The organism is Phytobacter diazotrophicus (assembly GCF_052061655.1).
GTDB classification, from domain to species: Bacteria; Pseudomonadota; Gammaproteobacteria; order Enterobacterales; family Enterobacteriaceae; genus Phytobacter; species Phytobacter diazotrophicus.
The window spans coordinates 4,886,977-4,908,846 of sequence record NZ_CM125428.1 but is presented as its reverse complement, the minus strand read 5'-3'; the positions used below and the strand labels follow the sequence as shown (position 1 = coordinate 4,908,846).

General features: G+C 54.4%; 18 protein-coding genes and 1 pseudogene. 14 read left to right on the top strand and 5 right to left on the bottom strand.

Translation table 11 applies throughout. The features are described from left to right. The first annotated feature begins 40 nt into the window (after positions 1–40). From prfC to ACS0RQ_RS23760, 5 genes are all read left to right on the top strand, one after another. Complete coding sequence (gene prfC, locus ACS0RQ_RS23780; RefSeq protein ID WP_039078247.1) at positions 41–1,630, top strand: peptide chain release factor 3; 1,590 nt, start codon at positions 41–43, stop codon at positions 1,628–1,630. Positions 1,631–2,015: 385 nt separating this feature from the next. Next, on the top strand, positions 2,016–2,633 hold the full coding sequence (gene osmY / locus ACS0RQ_RS23775) for a molecular chaperone OsmY (RefSeq protein WP_271848738.1): 618 nt from the start codon (positions 2,016–2,018) through the stop codon (positions 2,631–2,633). A gap of 129 nt (positions 2,634–2,762) precedes the next feature. Further along, positions 2,763–2,924 carry a DUF1328 domain-containing protein gene (locus ACS0RQ_RS23770; RefSeq protein WP_007373037.1) on the top strand — a complete coding sequence of 54 codons (162 nt, stop codon included), beginning with the start codon at positions 2,763–2,765 and terminating at the stop codon, positions 2,922–2,924. 116 nt (positions 2,925–3,040) lie between these two features. Next, positions 3,041–4,117, top strand: a complete 1,077-nt coding sequence (locus ACS0RQ_RS23765) for a patatin-like phospholipase family protein (protein ID WP_271848739.1) — start codon at positions 3,041–3,043, stop codon at positions 4,115–4,117. Continuing rightward, positions 4,114–4,893 (top strand): TatD family hydrolase, encoded by a 780-nt coding sequence (locus ACS0RQ_RS23760; RefSeq protein ID WP_271848740.1) that lies wholly within the window; start codon positions 4,114–4,116, stop codon positions 4,891–4,893. The genes ACS0RQ_RS23765 and ACS0RQ_RS23760 overlap by 4 nt, the downstream gene beginning before the upstream one ends. A gap of 1 nt (position 4,894) precedes the next feature. Here the strand turns inward: ACS0RQ_RS23760 and ACS0RQ_RS23755 are convergent, their stop codons facing one another. Together ACS0RQ_RS23755 and ACS0RQ_RS23750 are read right to left on the bottom strand one after the other, a co-directional pair. Continuing rightward, positions 4,895–5,749, bottom strand: coding sequence for a YjjW family glycine radical enzyme activase (locus ACS0RQ_RS23755; protein ID WP_271848741.1), 855 nt, complete (start codon positions 5,747–5,749; stop codon positions 4,895–4,897). Positions 5,750–5,848: 99 nt separating this feature from the next. Beyond that, positions 5,849–7,414, bottom strand: coding sequence for a YjjI family glycine radical enzyme (locus tag ACS0RQ_RS23750; protein ID WP_271848742.1), 1,566 nt, complete (start codon positions 7,412–7,414; stop codon positions 5,849–5,851). A 252-nt stretch (positions 7,415–7,666) separates the two neighbouring features. Between ACS0RQ_RS23750 and deoC the strand changes: the two genes are divergently transcribed. The 5 genes and pseudogenes from deoC to ACS0RQ_RS23725 form a co-directional block, all read left to right on the top strand. Next, positions 7,667–8,446, top strand: coding sequence for a deoxyribose-phosphate aldolase (gene deoC, locus ACS0RQ_RS23745; protein ID WP_334632422.1), 780 nt, complete (start codon positions 7,667–7,669; stop codon positions 8,444–8,446). A 56-nt stretch (positions 8,447–8,502) separates the two neighbouring features. Then, positions 8,503–9,825, top strand: coding sequence for a thymidine phosphorylase (gene deoA, locus ACS0RQ_RS23740; RefSeq protein ID WP_271848743.1), 1,323 nt, complete (start codon positions 8,503–8,505; stop codon positions 9,823–9,825). 52 nt (positions 9,826–9,877) lie between these two features. Then, complete coding sequence (gene deoB, locus ACS0RQ_RS23735; protein WP_271848744.1) at positions 9,878–11,101, top strand: phosphopentomutase; 1,224 nt, start codon at positions 9,878–9,880, stop codon at positions 11,099–11,101. Between the two features lie 87 nt (positions 11,102–11,188). After that, positions 11,189–11,911: a purine-nucleoside phosphorylase gene (gene deoD / locus ACS0RQ_RS23730; protein WP_039078256.1), complete on the top strand. Its 723-nt coding sequence runs from the start codon at positions 11,189–11,191 to the stop codon at positions 11,909–11,911. 63 nt (positions 11,912–11,974) lie between these two features. Continuing rightward, a pseudogene (locus ACS0RQ_RS23725) lies at positions 11,975–12,121 on the top strand (type II toxin-antitoxin system HipA family toxin YjjJ); the annotation flags it as partial. Between the two features lie 55 nt (positions 12,122–12,176). Here ACS0RQ_RS23725 and lplA read toward each other — a convergent pair. Together lplA and ACS0RQ_RS23715 are read right to left on the bottom strand one after the other, a co-directional pair. Beyond that, positions 12,177–13,193 carry a lipoate--protein ligase gene (gene lplA / locus ACS0RQ_RS23720; RefSeq protein WP_271848745.1) on the bottom strand — a complete coding sequence of 339 codons (1,017 nt, stop codon included), beginning with the start codon at positions 13,191–13,193 and terminating at the stop codon, positions 12,177–12,179. Between the two features lie 85 nt (positions 13,194–13,278). Beyond that, positions 13,279–13,923, bottom strand: coding sequence for a YtjB family periplasmic protein (locus ACS0RQ_RS23715; protein ID WP_271848746.1), 645 nt, complete (start codon positions 13,921–13,923; stop codon positions 13,279–13,281). Positions 13,924–14,028: 105 nt separating this feature from the next. Here ACS0RQ_RS23715 and serB point away from each other — a divergent pair, with 105 nt between their 5' ends. From serB to nadR, 3 genes are all read left to right on the top strand, one after another. After that, complete coding sequence (serB, locus tag ACS0RQ_RS23710; RefSeq protein WP_271848747.1) at positions 14,029–15,000, top strand: phosphoserine phosphatase; 972 nt, start codon at positions 14,029–14,031, stop codon at positions 14,998–15,000. Between the two features lie 10 nt (positions 15,001–15,010). Continuing rightward, positions 15,011–16,393, top strand: coding sequence for a DNA repair protein RadA (gene radA, locus ACS0RQ_RS23705; protein WP_165159266.1), 1,383 nt, complete (start codon positions 15,011–15,013; stop codon positions 16,391–16,393). A 142-nt stretch (positions 16,394–16,535) separates the two neighbouring features. Beyond that, complete coding sequence (nadR, locus tag ACS0RQ_RS23700) at positions 16,536–17,762, top strand: multifunctional transcriptional regulator/nicotinamide-nucleotide adenylyltransferase/ribosylnicotinamide kinase NadR (RefSeq protein WP_271848748.1); 1,227 nt, start codon at positions 16,536–16,538, stop codon at positions 17,760–17,762. A gap of 167 nt (positions 17,763–17,929) precedes the next feature. On the opposite strand, the gene ettA is transcribed toward nadR, so the two are convergent. Beyond that, on the bottom strand, positions 17,930–19,597 hold the full coding sequence (gene ettA / locus ACS0RQ_RS23695) for an energy-dependent translational throttle protein EttA (protein WP_271848749.1): 1,668 nt from the start codon (positions 19,595–19,597) through the stop codon (positions 17,930–17,932). A 300-nt stretch (positions 19,598–19,897) separates the two neighbouring features. On the opposite strand from ettA, the gene sltY reads away from it, so the two are divergent. Next, complete coding sequence (gene sltY, locus ACS0RQ_RS23690) at positions 19,898–21,838, top strand: murein transglycosylase (protein ID WP_271848750.1); 1,941 nt, start codon at positions 19,898–19,900, stop codon at positions 21,836–21,838. The last annotated feature ends 32 nt before the right edge of the window (positions 21,839–21,870 follow it).

Here is a 21,870-nt window from a genome sequence, read left to right as displayed (position 1 = left end):
GCGTGGCCGAGGCCGCGCATTTTCACAGAAGAATTTTACTATGACGTTGTCTCCTTATTTACAAGAGGTGTCGAAGCGACGCACGTTCGCCATCATCTCGCACCCCGATGCCGGTAAAACCACGATCACAGAAAAAGTGTTGTTGTTCGGACAGGCTATCCAGACTGCCGGTACGGTTAAAGGTCGCGGCTCTAACCAGCATGCAAAATCTGACTGGATGGAGATGGAAAAGCAGCGTGGTATCTCTATTACCACCTCTGTGATGCAGTTCCCTTACCACCACTGTCTGGTCAACCTGCTCGATACCCCCGGGCACGAAGACTTCTCCGAAGATACCTACCGTACTCTGACGGCGGTTGACTGCTGTCTGATGGTTATCGATGCCGCAAAAGGCGTTGAGGACAGGACCCGCAAGCTGATGGAAGTTACTCGTCTGCGCGATACGCCGATCATCACCTTTATGAACAAACTCGACCGTGACATCCGTGACCCGATGGAATTGCTGGATGAAGTGGAAAACGAGCTGAAAATCGGCTGTGCGCCGATCACCTGGCCGATTGGCTGCGGTAAGTTGTTCAAAGGCGTTTACCACCTCTATAAAGATGAAACTTATCTCTACCAGACCGGTAAAGGCCATACGATCCAGGAAGTCCGCATCGTTAAAGGGCTGAATAACCCGGATCTTGACGCCGCTGTCGGTGAAGATCTGGCGCAGCAACTGCGCGACGAGCTTGAACTGGTTCAGGGCGCCTCTAACGAGTTCGATAAAGACCTGTTCCTGGCAGGTGAAATCACGCCGGTCTTCTTTGGTACCGCGCTGGGTAACTTTGGCGTTGACCATATGCTGGATGGCCTGGTGGAATGGGCCCCTGCGCCGATGCCGCGCGCGACCGACACGCGTGAAGTGGAAGCGGCGGAAGAGAAATTCTCCGGCTTCGTCTTTAAAATTCAGGCCAACATGGACCCGAAACACCGCGACCGCGTGGCCTTCCTGCGCGTGGTATCGGGTAAATATGAAAAGGGCATGAAGCTTCGCCAGGTGCGTCTTGGCAAAGATGTGGTGATCTCTGATGCGTTAACCTTTATGGCTGGCGATCGCTCGCACGTTGAAGAGGCTTATCCGGGCGATATCATTGGCCTGCACAACCACGGCACCATCCAGATTGGCGACACCTTCACGCAGGGTGAAATGATGAAGTTCACCGGTATTCCGAACTTCGCGCCGGAACTGTTCCGCCGTATTCGTCTTAAAGATCCGTTGAAGCAGAAACAACTGCTCAAAGGGTTGGTTCAGTTGTCAGAAGAAGGTGCGGTTCAGGTCTTCCGTCCCATCGCTAATAACGATCTGATCGTCGGTGCAGTCGGCGTGCTGCAGTTCGACGTTGTCGTTTCGCGTCTTAAGAGCGAATACAACGTGGAAGCGGTCTATGAGTCCGTTAACGTCGCTACCGCCCGTTGGGTGGAGTGCAGCGATGTGAAGAAATTTGAAGAGTTCAAACGCAAAAACGAAGTACAACTGGCGCTCGATGGCGGCGATAACCTGACATACATTGCCCCAACGATGGTTAACCTGAACCTGGCGCGTGAGCGTTACCCTGACGTTCAGTTCCACCAGACCCGCGAACACTAATCTCCTCTACGGAGCGCGGCAGGCGCCGTGCTCCGTCACTTTACCTGTCTTTTTAGCCCCTTGCGGAAAGTTCTTAAATAGCCGCATTTCCCTCTTCTGTGGTCACTTTTTAACCGCTTTCGCAAGCGTTTCTGCGATTGTGTTCTATATTTAACAAAGTAATGACATTTTGACTGGATATAAATCCTATTCATTGCGTGTTTAGCGGTTTTTTGTTCAGGAAAATAGGCATTACATAATATTAATTACTGACTTAAGTCTAATGAGTTAGCGTTAATAACCTAACTTATTGATTTGTCAGACTGGTGATTCACCACAGCAGGAAAAGCGGCCTTCATTGCTGCTTACCGCCCAAATTGTGGGCAAACCAACAGGATATAGATCGATGACGATGACAAGACTGAAGATTTCGAAAACTCTGCTGGCTGTCGTGCTGGGTTCTACCCTGGCAAGTGGTTCCGTAATGGCGGAAAACACGACGACCAATAAGGCGCAAAACGCGGCCGATAACGCAGGGCAAAAAATCGATAGCTCTATGAATAAAGTCGGTAATTTCATGGATGACAGCGCAATTACGGCGAAAGTCAAAGCAGCGCTGGTCGATCACGAAGATATCAAGAGTACCGATATCTCCGTAAAAACTGAGAAAAAAGTGGTGACGTTGAGTGGCTTCGTTGAAAGCCAGGCACAGGCAGAGCAGGCGGTAACCGTCGCGAAAGGGGTGGAAGGCGTTGCTTCAGTAAGCGACAAACTCCATGTTCGTGATGATAAAAACACCTCTGCGAAAGGCTATGCCGGCGACACCGCGACTACCAGTGAAATCAAAGCAAAATTGCTGGCCGACGACATCGTTCCTTCCCGTAAGGTGAAAGTTGAAACGACCGATGGCGTTGTACAGTTGTCCGGTACCGTAGATTCACAGGCGCAAATTGAGCGGGCCGAAAGTATCGCTAAAGCGGTAGATGGCGTCAAAAGTGTGAAAAACGATCTGAAAGCTAAGTAACGAATTCCTGAAATGTGCAATCCCGGCGCTTTGCCGGGAGTCAGTAGAACGCACCTGGAAAATATCGCCAGTGAGCATCCTGAGCGCTCACATTAGCGGTCGACATTAACTATGGTTAAGGAGAGTCTTATGTTTCGTTGGGGCATTATATTTCTGGTTATCGCGTTAATTGCCGCCGCTCTGGGCTTTGGTGGTCTGGCAGGTACGGCAGCGGGTGCCGCGAAAATTGTCTTTATCGTCGGTATCATTCTGTTCCTCGTCAGCCTGTTTATGGGCCGCAGACGCCCGTAGCGCGAGCTACCCTCTTAAACGAATCATCAAGCCAGTCCTCGTGACTGGCTTTCATTGTTTCTACGAGGGGAAAATTGCGTTACTTTGTTAAAACCTAACATCGAAAGGAAAGCAGGGTGGGGCAATATATTCCGGTAACGCTTGGCAACATTGCGCCATTGGCGTTAACGCCATTTCGCCCAGGCCGACTCGCTCTGGTATGTGAGGGAGGCGGTCAGCGGGGCATTTTTACGGCCGGCGTACTGGATGAATTCATGCGCGCTGACTTTAACCCCTTTGACCTTTTTCTTGGCACCTCCGCCGGGGCGCAAAACCTGTCGGCATACCTGTGTAATCAGCCCGGTTATGCGCGTAAGGTCATTATGCGCTACACAACCACTCGCGACTTCTTTGATCCTGTGCGTTTCGTGCGTGGCGGCAACCTGATCGATTTGGACTGGCTTATCTCTTCTACCTCAAGTCAGATGCCGCTGGCGATGGACTACGCCGCGCGTGCCTTTGATACAGGCAAAGCCTTCTATATGTGCGCCTGCCGTCAGGATGATTACACGCCGGAATACTTCTCCCCCGACAGTAGTTCCTGGCTGGATATCATCCGCGCATCCAGCGCTATTCCCGGGTTCTATCGTCCGGGCGTTACCCTTAATGGCGTCAATTATCTTGATGGCGGCGTCAGCGACGCTATACCTGTTCAGGAAGCGGCGAAACGCGGGGCGAAGACCATTGTGGTTATCCGCACCGTGCCGTCGCAAATGTATTACACCCCTCAATGGTTTAAGCGAATGGAACGCTGGCTGGGAGAAAGCAGCTTGCAGCCTTTCGTTAATCTCGTTCAGCATCACGAGAAGACCTATTCGGCGACGCAGAAATTTATCGAAGCACCGCCCGGTAAGTTGCGCATTTTTGAAATCTACCCGCCGAAGCTTCTGCATAGCATGGCGCTGGGAAGTCGTTTACCTGCGTTGCGGGATGATTACAAACTGGGAAGACTCTGCGGGCGTTATTTCCTGGCGACGGTGGGTAAGCTGTTGGCAGAAAAGCCGCCATTACTTCGCCATGCGCCGCGCGTGGCCACGACATCTGCCACCATCGTGGTGCCGCCAGCCGCTGTCGCCAACGATGCGGTCGATACGCCGCTTGTCAGCGCGGTTCAGGCCAACGATTTGCCTTTTAATAACGAGGATACTGCGTGACGTTCCGCTTTATCGATACTCACTGTCACTTCGATTTTCCCCCCTTCCAGGATGATGAATCGAACAGTATTACCCGCGCCAGCGCCGTTGGGGTCGAACGGATTATCGTCCCGGCGATTGGCTCACAGTACTTTGCCCGCGTTATCAAACTTGCCGGGGATTATCCGGCGCTCTATGCCGCGCTGGGGCTGCATCCGATCATCATTGAAGAGCATACGCCGAGCTGCCTGGAGCGCCTTGAGCAACTGCTCGCAGCGCGTCCGCAGAAGGTGGTGGCGATTGGCGAAATTGGTCTGGATCTGTATCGTGATGATCCGCAGTTTGAACGTCAGCAGGCGGTGTTGGATGCGCAGCTTAAGCTGGCAAAGCGCTTTGATCTGCCGGTGATCCTGCATTCGCGCCGCACGCACGACAAACTGGCGATGCACCTTAAACGCCATGACCTGCCGCGAACGGGGGTGGTACATGGCTTTGCCGGTAGCCTGCAGCAGGCGGAACGTTTTATCAGCCTGGGATATAAAATTGGCGTTGGCGGTACCATTACCTACCCGCGCGCCAGCAAGACCCGCGAAGTGATGGCGCAATTGCCGCTTAACGCTCTGTTGCTGGAAACCGATGCCCCGGATATGCCATTAAACGGTTTTCAGGGCCAGCCTAATCGCCCGGAACAGGCGGCTCGGGTCTTTGACACCCTCTGTGAATTACGCCCGGAAGCGCCAGACGTGATTGCTCAGGCGCTGTTCGACAATACCCACGCCACGTTTTCGTTAAGCTGATTTACAGATACAACGCCGGAAGGATCACGGTGTTCACGCCTCGGGCAGTCAGCGCCTGCGCCAGCGGTTCCACATCCCCGGCGGTGGCGCTACGCCACTGTTTTGCTTCGCCATACACGCCATGGGTTTGAAAGGCGTTAATACGCACCGGCACATCCCCTAACTCGCCGATAAATTCGCACAATTCATCAATGTGTTGCAGGTAATCACACTGGTCGGGGATGACCAATAAACGTAACTCCGCCAGCCGCTGATGCGCCGCCAGAAGACGGATGCTCGCCTTTATCTGCGCATTATCGCGCCCGGTCAGAAATCGATGATGATCGCTACCCCAGGCTTTGAGATCGATCATCGCCCCGTCACAGACTGGCAGAAGTCTGTGCCAACCCGTTTCGCTAAGCAGACCATTGCTGTCGACCAGACAGGACAAGTGTTGAAGCGATGGCGTAGCTTTGAGCGCACTGAACAGCGCAACCAGAAACGGCAACTGTGTTGTTGCCTCGCCGCCGCTGACGGTGATCCCTTCGATAAACATTGCCGCTTTGCGGACGTGGGTCAGCACCTCTTCCACACTGAGCGTTTGCGCCATAGGCGTGGACTGCTGTGGGCAGAGATGTAAACAGGTATCGCACTGCTTGCAGGCGCTGGCATCCCAGTTAACCCGTCCATCAACCAGTGTTAAGGCGTTATGCGGGCAGGCAGGAACACATTGTGCACAGTGGTTGCAGCGTCCGATCGTCCACGGATTGTGGCAATTTTTACAGTTCAAATTACAGCTCTGTAAGAACAACGCCAGACGGCTGCCAGGCCCATCGACGCAGGAGAACGGGATAATCTTACTGACTAAACACTTCATCCTTCGTGCTGTCTCCTTGTTAGCTGTTTAGCTGCCCCTTCGACGTCTGAGCGCAACCTGTATTGCTACGCTCAGGTTTCTCCATCATGGTGCCTTGATTCAATCTGAATGACGTTGCGTGTTGAAGCGCATCTGCTGTTCGTGGCTGACCACGCGCGGTTGTCTTTCAAGGATGTGGGTATTTCGGGCGGCTTCCTCTCCAAGCCAGGTCGTGTTGGTGCGTGACCCCTCGGCACGGAATTTTTCCAGGTCCGACAGGCGCACCATATAACCTGTTACGCGCACCAGATCGTTGCCGCTGACATTGGCGGTGAACTCACGCATACCGGCTTTAAAGGCGCCGAGGCAGAGTTGCACGACGGCCTGCGGGTTGCGTTTGACGGTCTCATCGAGCGTCAGAATGTCGCTGATACCCGCCGTGTACCAGGCATGATGCGGGGCAACCGTCAGCAGGTGAGTAATGGGATCCGGCTCATCGCCGTAAGGTAAACGCGCCCCCGGCGTGGTGTCCGTATCCGAACTGATCCCCGATTGCGCGTGCAACATCGCTCTGTTATTCCAGCCATGTTTGACCGGCGTGTTAGCGACAAATGTCGCGAGTTGTTCACTGATTCTGTAACCCAGCGCGTTGGCCTCTTCATTTTTGCCGTAGCGGGCGCTGAGCCCTGCACGTTCGCAGAGGGTATTCACCGCTTCGGCCAGCCCGTACATGCCAAACATGGGGGCAAAACGTTGCGGGTCTATCAGCCCTTCGGCCACCAGGAAGCTATTCTCGAAGAAGCCGGATTGCGAATAGAGGAAGTCGCAGCGTGCATCAATGATCGCGATTTGCTGCTGACAGTAGTGGGGAAGCTGGCGTGTGAAGAAATCCTCAATACTGCTGCTGCGTTCGGCGATGGCTTTCAGGTTAAGTCGCACCAGCGTACTGCCACCGCCGCTGAGCGGCAGCGAGTTGTAACAACTGACGACGCCATAGCCACCTTTTGTGAAAATTTTATCATTTTTGGGGCCGTTAGCGATATGGGGCTTACTGCACTCACAAATGTTTTTTGCCACTTCAAGCAGTAAGTCATCCGGCGTCATATCTGGGTCATATATAAAGGTCAGATTAGGCGCAACCTGCTTAAGCTCTGCGTCAGCGCGTAAAATGGCGCGGGTAACTGGCGTATCAGCAGGACCAATATTGGCGTGCATAAACGCATCCGGCAGGGTCCTGTCCAGATAACGCCAGAAACGTTTTATTCGAATATCGATCTCTTCTTGTGTTAGAATTCTAACATACGGTTGCAGTATCACATCCAGTTGGCCCAGCCAGACGGGCATAGATGTGACTGACGGAACATGATGATAAAGGATGGTGAGCATCGATAACGCGTCGTCGAGATCGGTTGCCCTTTCGAGTTCCAGCCATTGCGAGCCATTCGCGAGGAATTTCGCATAGTCTGGCAAGACATAGCGTGGTTTGTAGGGCGCATGCCCTTCGAACATATCGCAAATGGCGCCCTCATCAAGCGCAGCGCGCGCTTTTTTTGCCAGTGGGGGATAAGGCAGACTGTTCTCGGCCTCAAGCGCAAGAAAATGGCGTTTTTGTGCGGGAGTCAGGGTACTGCTTGTCGCAATCTGCTGGCAACGAGCCAGGTATGCTGAATCATTGGGCGTGGACATATTCGTTCCTCTTATTCCTTGAGCATCTGGCCCAGTGTAAGTAACCGAACGGAGCCCGCCTTTGATCCACACCCCTAAATATCCGGGTATGGGGCTATGTTAAGGCTAAAAATTTGATGAATGTCTCATTACGGTTTTGCAAATATGAATGTGGTTTTCATTAACTGTGATGAGTGTCGAAGTGTGATGGTGGGTTAATGTTAGAATAATAACAGACCCGTATTTAACCGGCTTATGCCGACGGAGAGAGAAATGACTGATTTAACTGCAAGCAGCCTGCGCGCGTTGAAACTGATGGACCTGACTACCCTGAACGACGACGACACGAACGAAAAAGTGATCGCGCTGTGTCATCAGGCGAAAACCCCGGTTGGCAACACGGCCGCTATCTGTATCTATCCGCGTTTTATCCCGATTGCGCGCAAAACGCTGAAAGAGCAGGGCACGCCAGATATCCGCATCGCAACGGTCACTAACTTCCCGCACGGTAACGACGATATTGAGATCGCGCTGGCGGAAACGCGCGCGGCGATTGCTTACGGCGCTGATGAAGTCGATGTGGTATTCCCGTACCGTGCGCTGATTGCAGGCAATGAACAAGTGGGCTTTGATCTGGTTAAGGCCTGTAAAGATGCCTGTGCAGCGGCCAATGTTCTGCTGAAAGTGATTATCGAAACCGGCGAATTGAAAGAAGAGGCGCTGATTCGTAAAGCGTCTGAAATCTCTATCAAAGCGGGGGCTGATTTCATTAAAACCTCTACCGGTAAAGTGCCAGTAAATGCCACACCGGAAAGTGCGCGCATCATGCTGGAAGTGATTCGCGATATGGGTGTGGCGAAAACCGTTGGTTTCAAACCGGCTGGCGGCGTGCGTTCAGCAGAAGATGCGCAGAAATTCCTCGCGATTGCCGACGAACTGTTTGGCGCTGACTGGGCGGATTCTCTCCACTATCGCTTTGGTGCTTCCAGCCTGCTGGCAAGCCTGCTCAAAGCACTGGGCCATGGCGACGGTAAGAGCGCAAGCGGCTACTAATTCTACTTTGCGGCGGCGCATCCGCCGCAACCAACCTTGATTTTCAGGGGGTTACCTTGTTTCTCGCTCAAGAAATAATTCGTAAAAAACGCGATGGCTACGTGCTCAGCGATGAAGAGATTCGTTTCTTTATTAATGGGATCCGTGATAACACCGTGTCCGAAGGGCAAATTGCCGCGCTGGCAATGACCATTTTCTTCCACGACATGGCAATTGAGGAGCGCGTTTCGCTGACCATGGCGATGCGAGACTCAGGGACTGTCCTCGACTGGAAACACCTTAATCTCAACGGACCTGTCGTCGACAAGCACTCCACGGGCGGCGTGGGCGATGTCACTTCACTCATGCTTGGGCCGATGGTTGCGGCCTGTGGCGGCTATATCCCAATGATTTCCGGGCGCGGGCTTGGTCATACCGGCGGTACGCTCGACAAACTGGAAGCCATTCCAGGGTTTGATATTTTCCCCGATGACAAACGCTTTCGCGACATCATTAAAGATGTGGGCGTCGCGATTATCGGACAAACGAATTCTTTAGCCCCTGCTGACAAACGCTTTTATGCCACGCGTGATATTACCGCGACGGTCGATTCTATTCCGCTGATCACCGCCTCGATCCTTGCCAAGAAACTGGCGGAAGGACTGGACGCGCTGGTCATGGACGTCAAAGTAGGCAGCGGGGCCTTTATGCCGACGGTAGAACTTTCTGCGGAACTGGCGCAGGCGATTGTTGGGGTGGCGAATGGCGCGGGTGTGCGTACGACCGCACTGCTCACTGATATGAACCAGGTACTCGCCTCCAGCGCCGGTAACGCTGTTGAAGTGCGCGAAGCCGTCCGCTTCCTGACTGGCGATTACCGCAATCCGCGTCTCTTTGATGTGACAATGGCGCTCTGCGTAGAAATGCTGGTCTCCGGCAAACTGGCGAAAGATGACGCCGAAGCGCGCAGACAATTGCAGGCGGTGCTGGATAACGGCAAAGCGGCAGAAATCTTCGGGCGTATGGTGGCGGCACAAAAAGGCCCGACCGATTTCGTCGAAAACTATGACAAATACCTGGCAACCGCGACGCTCAGCAAGGCCGTGTATGCCGATACCGAAGGGTTTATTGCGCAGATGGACACCCGCGCGCTGGGTATGGCGGTGGTCTCCATGGGCGGCGGTCGTCGTCAGGCGTCCGATACCATCGATTACAGCGTCGGCTTTACCGATATGGCGCGTCTGGGTGATGCGATCGACGGGCAGCGTCCTTTAGCGGTGATCCATGCAAAAGATGAAGCAAGCTGGCAGGAAGCGGCAAATGCGGTCAAAGCCGCGATTGTGATTGCCGATAAAGCGCCAAAAGAGACGCCAACAGTCTGGCGACGCATTACCGATTAACGATATACTGATCTGATCGCTATTTTTTGAAGCACTACGTACGGAGAACAATATGAAACGTGCATTTATTATGGTGCTGGACTCCTTCGGCATCGGCGCAACAGAAGATGCCGAGCGTTTTGGTGACGTGGGTTCCGATACCATGGGTCACATCGCAGAAGCCTGTGCCAAAGGCGAAGCGGACAACGGTCGTAAAGGCCCGTTGCACCTGCCAAACCTGACCCGCCTGGGCCTGGTGAAAGCACATGAAGGTTCTACCGGTAAAATCGCAGCCGGAATGGACGGCAACGCGGAAGTGGTGGGCGCATATGCCTGGGCGCATGAGCTCTCTTCCGGCAAAGATACCCCGTCTGGCCACTGGGAAATCGCTGGTGTACCGGTACTGTTTGACTGGGGCTATTTCTCAGATCATGAAAACAGCTTCCCACAGGAACTGCTGGATAAACTGGTCGAACGCGCAAACCTGCCAGGCTACCTCGGCAACTGCCACTCTTCCGGTACGGTCATCCTTGACCAACTGGGCGAAGAGCACATGAAAACCGGCAAACCGATTTTCTATACCTCTGCCGACTCCGTGTTCCAGATTGCCTGCCATGAAGAGACATTCGGTCTGGATAAACTCTACGAGCTGTGCGAAATCGCACGCGTTGAGTTGACCGAAGGGGGTTACAACATTGGTCGCGTGATCGCCCGTCCGTTCGTTGGCGATAAAGCCGGTAACTTCCAGCGCACCGGTAACCGCCATGACCTGGCCGTTGAGCCGCCGTCAGCGACCGTGCTGCAAAAACTGGTCGATGAGAAAGATGGTCAGGTGGTTTCCGTGGGTAAAATCGCTGACATTTATGCCAACTGCGGTATCACCAAAAAAGTGAAAGCAACAGGCCTGGATGCGCTGTTTGACGCCACCGTGAAAGAGATGAAAAGCGCGGGTGATAAGACAATCGTCTTTACCAACTTCGTTGATTTCGACTCATCATGGGGCCACCGTCGCGATGTCGCCGGTTATGCGGGTGGTCTGGAGTTGTTCGACCGTCGTTTGCCGGAGCTGATGGAGCTGGTGGGGGAAGATGACATTCTGATCCTGACCGCTGACCACGGCTGTGACCCGACCTGGCAGGGCACCGATCATACCCGCGAACACATCCCGGTGCTGATCTACGGCCCGAAAGTGAAACCGGGCTCACTCGGTCACCGTGAAACTTTCGCTGATATCGGCCAGACCATTGCGTCGTACTTCGGTACGTCACCCATGGACTACGGCAAAAACATGCTTTGATTTGGGAATGGGCATCGTTTGATGCCTTTGCCCCGACTCTCTCCTGCGGGAGAGGGGGAAAACACAACGAATAAAAAGGAACTGAAGATGGCTACTCCTCACATTAACGCTGAAATGGGTGATTTTGCTGACGTTGTGCTGATGCCTGGCGACCCGCTGCGCGCAAAGCACATTGCTGAAACTTTTTTCGAAGATATCCGTGAAGTGAACAACGTGCGCGGCATGTTGGGTTACACCGGTACCTATAAAGGCCGCAAAATCTCCGTAATGGGTCATGGTATGGGTATCCCATCCTGCTCCATCTACGCGAAAGAGCTGATCACCGATTTCGGCGTGAAAAAAATCATCCGTGTGGGCTCCTGCGGCGCGGTACGTATGGACGTGAAACTGCGTGATATCGTCATCGGTATGGGCGCGTGCACGGACTCTAAAGTCAACCGTATGCGTTTTAAAGACCATGATTTTGCAGCAATTGCTGACTTTGGTATGGTGCGTAACGCTGTTGATGCTGCCAAAGCGCTGGGTGTTGATGCTCGCGTTGGTAACATCTTCTCAGCGGATCTGTTCTATGCACCGGACGGCGGCGAGATGTTCGACGTTATGGAAAAATACGGCATTCTGGGCGTGGAAATGGAAGCGGCCGGTATCTACGGCGTTGCCGCAGAGTTCGGTGCGAAAGCGCTGACCATCTGTACCGTTTCTGACCATATCCGTACTCACGAGCAGACCACCTCTGCCGAGCGTCAGACCACGTTCAACGACATGATCAAAATCGCGCTGGAATCTGTTCTGCTGGGCGATAAAGAGTAAACCTTTTTCAAAACGGGCGGCTTTTATGCTGCCCGTTTTATCTATTCATAAATCTATTCGCCCGTGAGCGCCTTAACCGATTTACTCTTGCGAGGGCCGCGCTCTGCCGCTGAACTGCGACAGTCACTGGCCATCAGCCAGGCCACGTTCTCGCGTCTTGTGTCAGCACATGATGAGGTGGTGCAGTTTGGTAAAGTCCGGGCAACCCGATGCTGGAAAAATTAACGCTCGCCGCCTCGATTATCCAGCGACTTGCATAAAAAGGTCATCTCACCGCCCCTGCAATCCACGCCGACAACTCCCGCAGTTCTTTTTCCTGCTCAGGGAAATCACCTAAGAGCGCATCACACTCCTGTGCCAGCATATCCGCCCGGTACAAACAACCCTGCAGGCGTGCCGCCAGTGCCTCCAGCGGGGCGGGATTCAGGCTGTCGGTGAACACCTGTGTGCGGGTGATATGCCCTTTCTCCACGTCAAAATGCAGCTCCACACCGCCCCAGCTAAAGCGCTCATCCAGCAAGTGGCTGAACGCAGGCGCCTGACCAAAGTTCCACTCCCAACTGCTCTGGCGGGCAAAGGTTTCCGCGAAATTGGGGAGGTCCGGGGTCTTATCCGGTGAAATCACCTCGGCTTGCACGCGCTCACCGTAGTGGGCGAAGAAGGCTTCCGTCACCGCCTCGCAGATATGCTCATGGCTGATCCCCGGCAACAGATCGACCAGATTCGCCACGCGCCCACGCACAGAGGTAATGCCCTTGGCCTGGAGCTTCTTCTTATCCGGGTTGAGATAGTTTGCCAGGCGGCTGAGGTCGGCATTGAGCAACAGTGTGCCGTGATGGAAACCGCGATCTTTGGTTTCGCGGTAGGCGGAGCCTGAGACCTTACGCTCGCCCTCCGGCGTTTTGACCACCAGATCGTTACGCCCGGACGCTTCTGCCGTTACGCCCAGCGAGTTCAGCGCCTGCAACACAATCGCGGTAGAAATCGTTTTGTCGTACTCCGGCTTGCCTGCCATAAAGGTGAAGCAGGTATTGCCTAAATCATGGAATACCGCGCCGCCGCCGCTACTGCGCCGCGCCAGACGCACATTGTCTTCTTCCATGCGCCGGGTATTACACTCTTTCCATGGGTTCTGTGCCCGCCCGATAACCACCGTATCGGCGTTACGCCAGAGAAAAAGTACGCGCTGGGTGGCGGGCATCTGACGGAAAATACACTCTTCCACCGCCAGGTTGAACCAGGGATCATAAGAATCAGAGATAAGCAGACGCAGTGTGGACATGACAGATTTCCTTTCCTGAAAAAGCGCCGTTTTTCACGTTGCAACCGCGCGGGCTGCAACGTGAAATCCGTAGGGTGTAGGTAGATTACTCTTTCTTTTCGTTCTCTTCCTCTTCCGGCACCGGCTTGCTGGCGGTCAGCAGGAAGGGAGACTGTTGCCAGCGGGTACGCTTCCCCTGCAACAGCGTACGGGTCAGCACGACGCCAATCGCCAGTGAAAGTAGCAGCATCAGGCGTAAAATATTGGTGGTGTTGTCGACCTGTTTGGCGTCCGTCGCCAGCGTATGGGTATCCAGCGTTAAACGCAGGTAGCCCAGCGGACTGCTTTTGCCCTGAATCGGCTCGACGATCTGCTGGTTGAAATAGCCCCCGGCTTTTTTGCCGTCCAGCGCCAGTCTGTCGCGCACATCAATGCTTTCGCCAGACCGGGCAATCAGATCGCCGCGTTCGTCATAGACGCCCGCATCGAGAATTCGGCTCTCCTCGGTCAATTGCCGCAGCACAACGCTGATACGCTTATCGTCAGGCGTTTCCGCGCGCATCAGTGGCGCAAGGTTTAGCGTGACCTGTTTCGCCAGCGTGCGGGCCAGCTCTTCAAGCTGCGGATTGCGCTGACGCTGGTGATTCTGACTGAACCAGGATGCGCCCTGCATAAGGGCGACCAGCAGCGCCAGACAGAAGAGCACGATCACGGCACGATGAAGCCGGAATTTGAGTTTTGCGCGAGCCATATTCCACCTGTTGAAAATTTGCGGCTTAATGTTGCCAGAAGCGCTGGTTACAAGGTAGCCTCATGCGTTATTTTTACCTCAGCACATACCCCTACAGGAGCTGTAATGCCGAATAATTTGACCTGGTGCGACCTGCCCAACGACGTTTCTCAGTGGCCTGGGTTGCCGCTCTCTTTAAGTGGCGATGAGGTCATGCCCCTGGATTATCACGCGGGTCGTAGCGGCTGGCTTCTGTATGGACGCGCCCTGAATAAAGAACGTTTGACTGCCTGGCAGCGTAAACTGGGTGCGGCAATGGTGATCGTGGCCGCCTGGTGTGTGGAAGATTATCAGGTTATTCGCCTTGCCGGTTCACTCACCCCGCGTGCTACCCGCCTGGCACATGATGAAGGGCTGGACGTTGCGCCGCTCGGTAAAATTCCGTCTCTGCGTCATCCGGGCCTGATGGTGATGGATATGGACTCAACCGCGATTCAAATTGAGTGCATTGATGAAATCGCTAAACTGGCCGGTACGGGCGAAATGGTATCGGAAGTGACAGAACGCGCCATGCGCGGTGAGCTGGACTTCACGGCCAGCCTGCGTCAACGTGTGGCAACGCTCAAAGGGGCTGACGCAAACATCCTGCATCAGGTTCGCGACAGCCTGCCCCTGATGCCAGGCCTTACGCAACTGGTGTTAAAACTGGAAGCGCTGGGCTGGAAAGTAGCGATTGCGTCTGGCGGCTTTACCTTCTTTGCCGATCACCTGCGCGAGATGTTGCGCCTGGCAGAGGCGGTAGCCAACCATCTGGAAGTGGTTGACGGTAAGTTCACCGGCAACGTGTTGGGCGACATTGTGGACGCGCAGTACAAAGCCAATACCTTGAAACGTCTGGCGCAGGAACACGAGATCCCGGCGACTCAAACGATCGCCATTGGCGACGGTGCTAATGATCTGCCGATGATCAAAGCCGCCGGGTTAGGTATCGCGTTTCACGCGAAACCGAAAGTAAATGAAAAAGCGGAAGTCACCATCCGTCACGCTGATTTGATGGGGGTGTTCTGCATTCTCTCAGCCAGTCTGGCGAAGAAATAACGAGGTCTCTGTGGCGAAAGCTCCAAAACGCGCATTTGTCTGTAATGAATGTGGTGCCGATTACCCCCGCTGGCAGGGGCAATGCAGCGCCTGCCATGCCTGGAACACGATTACCGAAGTGCGTGTGGCAGCCTCGCCTGTCGTGGCACGTAATGAGCGCTTAAGCGGGTATGCAGGCAATGCGGGCGCATCGAAAGTACAGAAACTTTCCGATATCAGCCTGGAAGCCTTGCCGCGTTTTTCGACCGGTTTTAAAGAGTTTGACCGCGTGTTAGGCGGCGGCGTGGTACCAGGAAGCGCAATCTTGATTGGCGGTAACCCCGGCGCAGGTAAATCGACGCTTCTGCTACAAACCCTGTGCAGACTCGCGGAACAGATGAAAACGCTGTACGTCACCGGGGAAGAGTCGTTGCAGCAGGTGGCGATGCGCGCGCACCGTCTTGGCCTGCCGACGACCAATCTGAATATGTTGTCGGAAACCAGCATTGAGCAAATCTGCCAGATTGCCGATGAAGAGCAGCCGAAGCTGATGGTTATTGACTCCATCCAGGTCATGCACATGGCAGATATTCAGTCTTCTCCCGGTAGCGTGGCGCAGGTGCGTGAAACGGCGGCTTATCTTACGCGCTTCGCGAAAACGCGCGGAGTGGCGATTGTCATGGTCGGGCACGTGACCAAAGATGGCTCGCTGGCGGGGCCGAAAGTCCTTGAGCACTGTATTGACTGCTCTGTGTTGCTGGATGGTGATGCGGACTCTCGTTTCCGTACGCTGCGCAGCCATAAGAACCGCTTTGGCGCAGTCAACGAGTTGGGCGTCTTTGCGATGACCGAACAAGGTCTACGGGAAGTGAGTAACCCGTCCGCCATCTTCCTTAGCCGTGGCGATGAAGTGACTTCCGGCAGCTCGGTGATGGTGGTCTGGGAAGGCACGCGTCCTCTGCTGGTAGAGATTCAGGCGCTGGTGGATCACTCGATGATGTCCAATCCCCGGCGTGTTGCTGTCGGGCTTGAGCAGAACCGTCTTGCCATTCTGCTGGCGGTGCTGCATCGCCACGGCGGCCTGCAGATGGCCGACCAGGATGTGTTCGTCAACGTTGTCGGCGGCGTAAAAGTGACGGAAACCAGCGCGGACCTGGCGTTGTTACTGGCTATGGTGTCGAGCCTGCGCGACCGGCCTCTGCCTCAGGACCTGGTGGTCTTTGGCGAGGTTGGGCTGGCGGGTGAGATCCGCCCGGTGCCCAGCGGGCAAGAGCGTATTTCCGAAGCCGCGAAACATGGCTTCCGACGCGCCATTGTACCTGCCGCGAATGTGCCGAAAAAACCACCAGAAGGGATGCAGGTCTTCGGTGTTAAAAAACTCGCAGATGCACTAAGCGTCTTTGACGACTTATAATTACATTCCCGTCGTCTTTCTGGCGGCAGGTGTGATGGCTGCGTTTATTCCCCGCCTCCTGCCCCGAAATGCATAGGGAATTTTGCATAATAGGCCTGGCACGTTGATGTTGCCAGGCAGGTTCAGCCAGCAGGAGGCACTCGTGTCGTCATTCGACTATCTCAAGACCGCAATCCGTCAGAAAGGCTGCACATTGCAGCAGGTGGCCGACGCCAGCGGCATGACCAAAGGCTATTTGAGCCAACTCCTGAATGCCAAAATCAAAAGTCCCAGCGCGCAAAAACTCGAGGCGCTGCACCGTTTCCTCGGATTGGAATTTCCGCGTCGGCAAAAAAGCGTTGGTGTGGTGTTTGGTAAGTTTTACCCGCTGCATACCGGGCATATCTACCTGATTCAGCGTGCCTGTAGCCAGGTAGATGAGCTGCATATTGTGATGGGGTATGATGAGAAGCGCGACCGCGAACTGTTTGAAGACAGTGCGATGTCCCAGCAGCCGACCATCAGCGACCGCTTGCGCTGGTTATTGCAGACCTTTAAATATCAGAAAAACATTCGTATTCATGCGTTTAATGAAGAGGGAATGGAGCCCTACCCGCATGGCTGGGATGTCTGGAGTAAAGGCATTAAAGCCTTTATGGATGAAAAGGGCATTCAGCCTGACTGGATCTACAGTTCGGAAGAGGCGGACGCTCCCCAGTATCTTGAGCATCTGGGTATTGAAACGGTGCTTATCGATCCCAAACGCACTTTTATGAATATCAGCGGCGCGCTCATTCGTGAGAATCCGTTCCGCTACTGGGATTACATTCCGACCGAAGTGAAGCCGTTTTTCGTGCGTACCGTGGCGATACTGGGAGGGGAATCCAGCGGGAAATCGACGCTGGTTAATAAGCTCGCAAATATCTTCAATACCACTAGTGCGTGGGAGTACGGGCGGGATTATGTCTTCTCCCATCTTGGCGGCGATGAGATGGCGCTGCAGTATTCCGACTATGACAAGATCGCATTGGGGCAGGCGCAGTATATTGATTTTGCTGTGAAATATGCCAATAAAGTGGCTTTTATCGACACGGACTTTGTCACTACGCAGGCGTTTTGCGTGAAGTATGAAGGGCGTGAGCATCCTTTTGTGCAGGCGATGATCGATGAATACCGTTTCGACCTGGTGATTCTGCTGGAAAATAATACGCCATGGGTTGCCGACGGGTTGAGAAGCCTGGGCAGTTCAGTGGATCGCAGCGAGTTCCAGCTGATGCTGGTGGATATGCTCAAAGAGAACAATATTACCTGGCGGCATGTGGAAGAGCCTGATTATGACTCCCGGTTTCTGCACTGCGTGGAATTGGTAAAAGAGTTAATGGGGGATTAGCAGCCAGGTAAGGCGCCAACGCCGTCATCCGGAGATGCCCCGGCTGGCGTTTCACTTAGCCGGGCTACTTGCTTTGACCTTGTGCGGTTTGATGCCCTCACCCCGACCTTCTTTCACACGGAGAGAGCAAACATTAAAAAAGGCAGCTTGCGCTGCCTTTTTGCTGTTTATTTTGAAATACGTTTGTACTTGATACGCTTCGGCTCCAGCGCATCGGCGCCGAGGGTGCGTTTCTTATACTCTTCGTATTCGGTAAAGTTACCTTCGAAGAACTCCACCTTACCTTCATCCTGATAATCCAGAATGTGGGTCGCGATGCGGTCGAGGAACCAGCGGTCGTGCGAGATAACCATCGCACAGCCCGGGAACTCCAGCAGGGCGTTTTCCAGTGCGCGCAGGGTTTCGATATCCAGGTCGTTGGTTGGTTCATCGAGCAGCAGAACGTTGCCGCCAACCTGCAACAGTTTTGCCAGGTGCAGACGACCACGCTCACCGCCGGACAGCTCGCCAACGCGCTTGCCCTGGTCAACGCCTTTAAAGTTAAAGCGGCCCACGTAGGCGCGGCTCGGCATCTCGGTATTACCGATCTTCATGATATCCAGTCCGCCGGAAACTTCTTCCCATACGGTTTTGCTGTTATCCATGGCGTCGCGGAACTGATCAACGGAGGCCAGCTTGACGGTTTCACCCAGGGTGATTGAACCGGCGTCAGGCTGTTCCTGACCGGACATCATACGGAACAGGGTCGATTTACCCGCGCCGTTCGGGCCGATGATCCCGACGATAGCGCCTTTCGGTACGGAGAAACTCAGGTCGTCAATCAGCAGACGGTCGCCGTAGGACTTACGCAGATTGCTGACTTCCACCACTTTATCCCCCAGACGTGCTCCTGGCGGAATAAACAGTTCGTTGGTCTCGTTACGTTTCTGATATTCGACGTTGTTAAGCTCTTCAAAGCGCGCCAGACGGGCTTTGCCCTTAGACTGGCGGCCTTTCGCGCCCTGACGAACCCACTCAAGTTCTTTCTCAATGGATTTACGGCGAGCGGCTTCTTGAGAGGCTTCCTGCGCCAGACGCTGATCTTTCTGCTCCAGCCAGGAGGAGTAGTTGCCTTCCCACGGAATACCTTCGCCGCGGTCCAGTTCGAGGATCCAACCGGCAACGTTATCGAGGAAGTAACGGTCGTGGGTGATTGCCACCACGGTACCTTCGAAGTCGTGCAGGAAGCGTTCCAGCCAGGCGACAGACTCGGCGTCCAGGTGGTTAGTCGGTTCGTCGAGCAGCAACATGTCTGGTTTTTCAAGCAGCAGACGGCACAGCGCAACGCGGCGGCGCTCACCACCAGAGAGGTTAGCGATTTTCGCGTCCCAGTCCGGCAGGCGCAGTGCGTCAGCGGCACGCTCAAGTTGCACGTTCAGGTTATGGCCGTCATGCGCCTGGATAATCTCTTCAAACTTGCCTTGTTGTGCCGCGAGTTTATCGAAGTCAGCGTCCGGTTCAGCATATTTCGCGTATACTTCGTCCAGACCTTTCAGCGCGTTCACCACCTCGGAAACCGCTTCTTCAACGGATTCACGCACGGTCTGTTCCGGGTTTAGCTGCGGTTCCTGCGGCAGGTAGCCGATTTTCAGGCCAGGCTGTGGGCGGGCTTCACCTTCAATATCGGTATCAATGCCAGCCATAATGCGCAGTAGGGTTGATTTACCGGCACCGTTAAGGCCCAGTACACCGATTTTTGCGCCAGGGAAGAAACTCAGCGAGATATTTTTCAGAATATGACGTTTCGGCGGAACCACTTTGCCGACACGATGCATGGTATAAACGAATTGAGCCACGTTGGACTTCGCCTCTTTTTATCCCTTCATCCATCAGGTTGCTGATGCCGGGCCAGGATTCATTCCTTTGCCGCCGCCTTGCAACCTGAATTATTCAGGGCTAATGAATGGTGATAGTTTTCAAAGGCGAAGTGTAGCCGTTTTCCGTGCTCAATCCCAGCCAGCAGCACCCGTAGTGTTAAATGACACAAGAAAGGTAAAAAAGTGTGCATTACGTGGCGCGTTACGGCAGGCGCGGTTAGCATTAAGGCATTATGCGGCATGACGCTGTAGGTATCGTTTTTATAAGGGGAATAAGCTGTGCAGAGAGCTAAACATGCCGCCTGGCGTTTTCTGGCGGCCAGTATTTGTTTGCTGTCCCTCAGCAATGTGGCGCGAGCGGACTCACTGGATGAACAACGTAATCGCTATGCTCAGATTAAACAGGCATGGGATAACAAGCAGATGGATGTGGTATCGCAACTGATGCCAGGGCTGCAAAACTATCCGCTCTACCCTTATCTGCAGTATCGGCAGATAACCGATGATCTGATGAACCAACCCGCCGTCACGGTAACCAATTTTATTCAGGCAAACCCCACATTGCCGCCGGCCCGCACGCTGAAAACACGTTTTATCAACGAGCTGGCACGTCGCGAAGACTGGCGCGGTCTGCTGGCATTCAGCCCGGAAAAACCCACGACAACGGAAGCGCAATGTAACTACTACTTTGCGAAATGGAACACCGGGCAGGCAGACGAGGCCTGGCAGGGGGCGAAGGAGCTGTGGCTGACAGGAAACAGCCAGCCAAACGCCTGTGACCGGTTGTTTGGCGCATGGCGTGCGTCCGGCACGCAAGACCCGCTGGCGTTTCTGGAACGTATCCGCCTCGCTATGAAAGCGGGTAATACCCGGCTGGTTATTCTGCTGGCGGGCCAGATGCCCCCGGACTATCAGACCATCTCTTCTGCCATCATTACGCTTGCCAATAATCCTGGCAGTGTCATGACCTTTGCCCGTACCACGGGGGCGACCGATTTTACCCGCCAGATGGCGGCCGAAGCGTTCGAAAGCGTCGCGCGTGATGACGTGGAAAACGCCCGGCTGATGATCCCGTCGCTGGTGCAGGCGCAACAACTGAATGAAGAGCAGACGCAAGCGCTGCGTGACATTGTCGCCTGGCGTTTGATGGGCAATGACGTGACCAGCGAACAGGCGCGCTGGCGCGATGACGCTATCATGCGTTCGCAGTCCATTTCGATCGTTGAACGACGGGTGCGGATGGCTATCGGCAACGGCGACCGCCGTGGGCTGAATACCTGGCTTGCGCGCTTACCGATGGAAGCAAAAGAGAAGGATGAGTGGCGCTACTGGCAGGCCGACCTGCTGCTGGAACGTGGGCGTGACGCCGAGGCGAAAGAGATCCTGCATGCGCTCATGCAACAACGTGGGTTCTACCCGATGGCGGCGGCCCAGAGACTGGGTGAAGAGTACACCATGAAGATCGATAAAGCGCCGGGCAACATCGATCCTGCGCTGGCAAACGGACCTGAAATGTCCCGTGTGCGCGAGCTTATGTATTGGAATCAGGACAACACTGCCCGTAGCGAGTGGGCCAATTTGATCACCAGCCGCAGTGTGCAGGAGCAGGCGCAACTGGCGCGTTATGCGCTTAACCAGCACTGGTGGGACCTGAGCGTACAGGCGACCATCGCCGGTAAGTTGTGGGATCAACTTGAAGAGCGGTTCCCGTTGGCCTACAGCGATTTGTATGCCCGCTATACGAGCGGGAAAGATATTCCGCAAAGCTATGCAATGGCGATCTCTCGTCAGGAGAGCGCCTGGAACCCGAAAGCGCGCTCCCCGGTCGGGGCTAGTGGGCTAATGCAGATCATGCCGGGCACGGCAACACATACGGTGAAGATGTTTAACATTCCAGGCTACAGTAACGCGGCTCAATTGCTGGAACCGGAAGTGAATATCAACATCGGTACCAGCTATCTGCAATATGTTTATCAGCAGTTTGGTAACAACCGCATCTTCTCCTCTGCGGCGTACAACGCCGGGCCGGGCAGGGTGCGCACCTGGCTGAACAACAGCGGTGGACGAATTGACGCGGTGGCCTTTATTGAGAGCATCCCGTTTTCCGAAACCCGTAGTTATGTGAAAAACGTGCTCGCCTATGACGCGTATTACCGTTTCTTTATCAATGGCAACAAAGGGCCAGTGCTGACGGACGCGGAGTGGCAGCGTCGTTACTGATTTCTGTGGTTTGTGTTATGCTGTGTACTCTC

Coding starts and splice junctions, on each gene's coding strand:
- prfC (WP_039078247.1), top strand. CDS start 41: ATGACGTTGTCTCCTTATTTACAAGAGGTGTCGAAGCGACGCACGTTC.
- osmY (WP_271848738.1), top strand. CDS start 2,016: ATGACGATGACAAGACTGAAGATTTCGAAAACTCTGCTGGCTGTCGTG.
- ACS0RQ_RS23770 (WP_007373037.1), top strand. CDS start 2,763: ATGTTTCGTTGGGGCATTATATTTCTGGTTATCGCGTTAATTGCCGCC.
- ACS0RQ_RS23755 (WP_271848741.1), bottom strand. CDS start 5,749: ATGAAGTGTTTAGTCAGTAAGATTATCCCGTTCTCCTGCGTCGATGGG.
- ACS0RQ_RS23750 (WP_271848742.1), bottom strand. CDS start 7,414: ATGTCCACGCCCAATGATTCAGCATACCTGGCTCGTTGCCAGCAGATT.
- deoC (WP_334632422.1), top strand. CDS start 7,667: ATGACTGATTTAACTGCAAGCAGCCTGCGCGCGTTGAAACTGATGGAC.
- deoB (WP_271848744.1), top strand. CDS start 9,878: ATGAAACGTGCATTTATTATGGTGCTGGACTCCTTCGGCATCGGCGCA.
- deoD (WP_039078256.1), top strand. CDS start 11,189: ATGGCTACTCCTCACATTAACGCTGAAATGGGTGATTTTGCTGACGTT.
- lplA (WP_271848745.1), bottom strand. CDS start 13,193: ATGTCCACACTGCGTCTGCTTATCTCTGATTCTTATGATCCCTGGTTC.
- ACS0RQ_RS23715 (WP_271848746.1), bottom strand. CDS start 13,923: ATGGCTCGCGCAAAACTCAAATTCCGGCTTCATCGTGCCGTGATCGTG.
- serB (WP_271848747.1), top strand. CDS start 14,029: ATGCCGAATAATTTGACCTGGTGCGACCTGCCCAACGACGTTTCTCAG.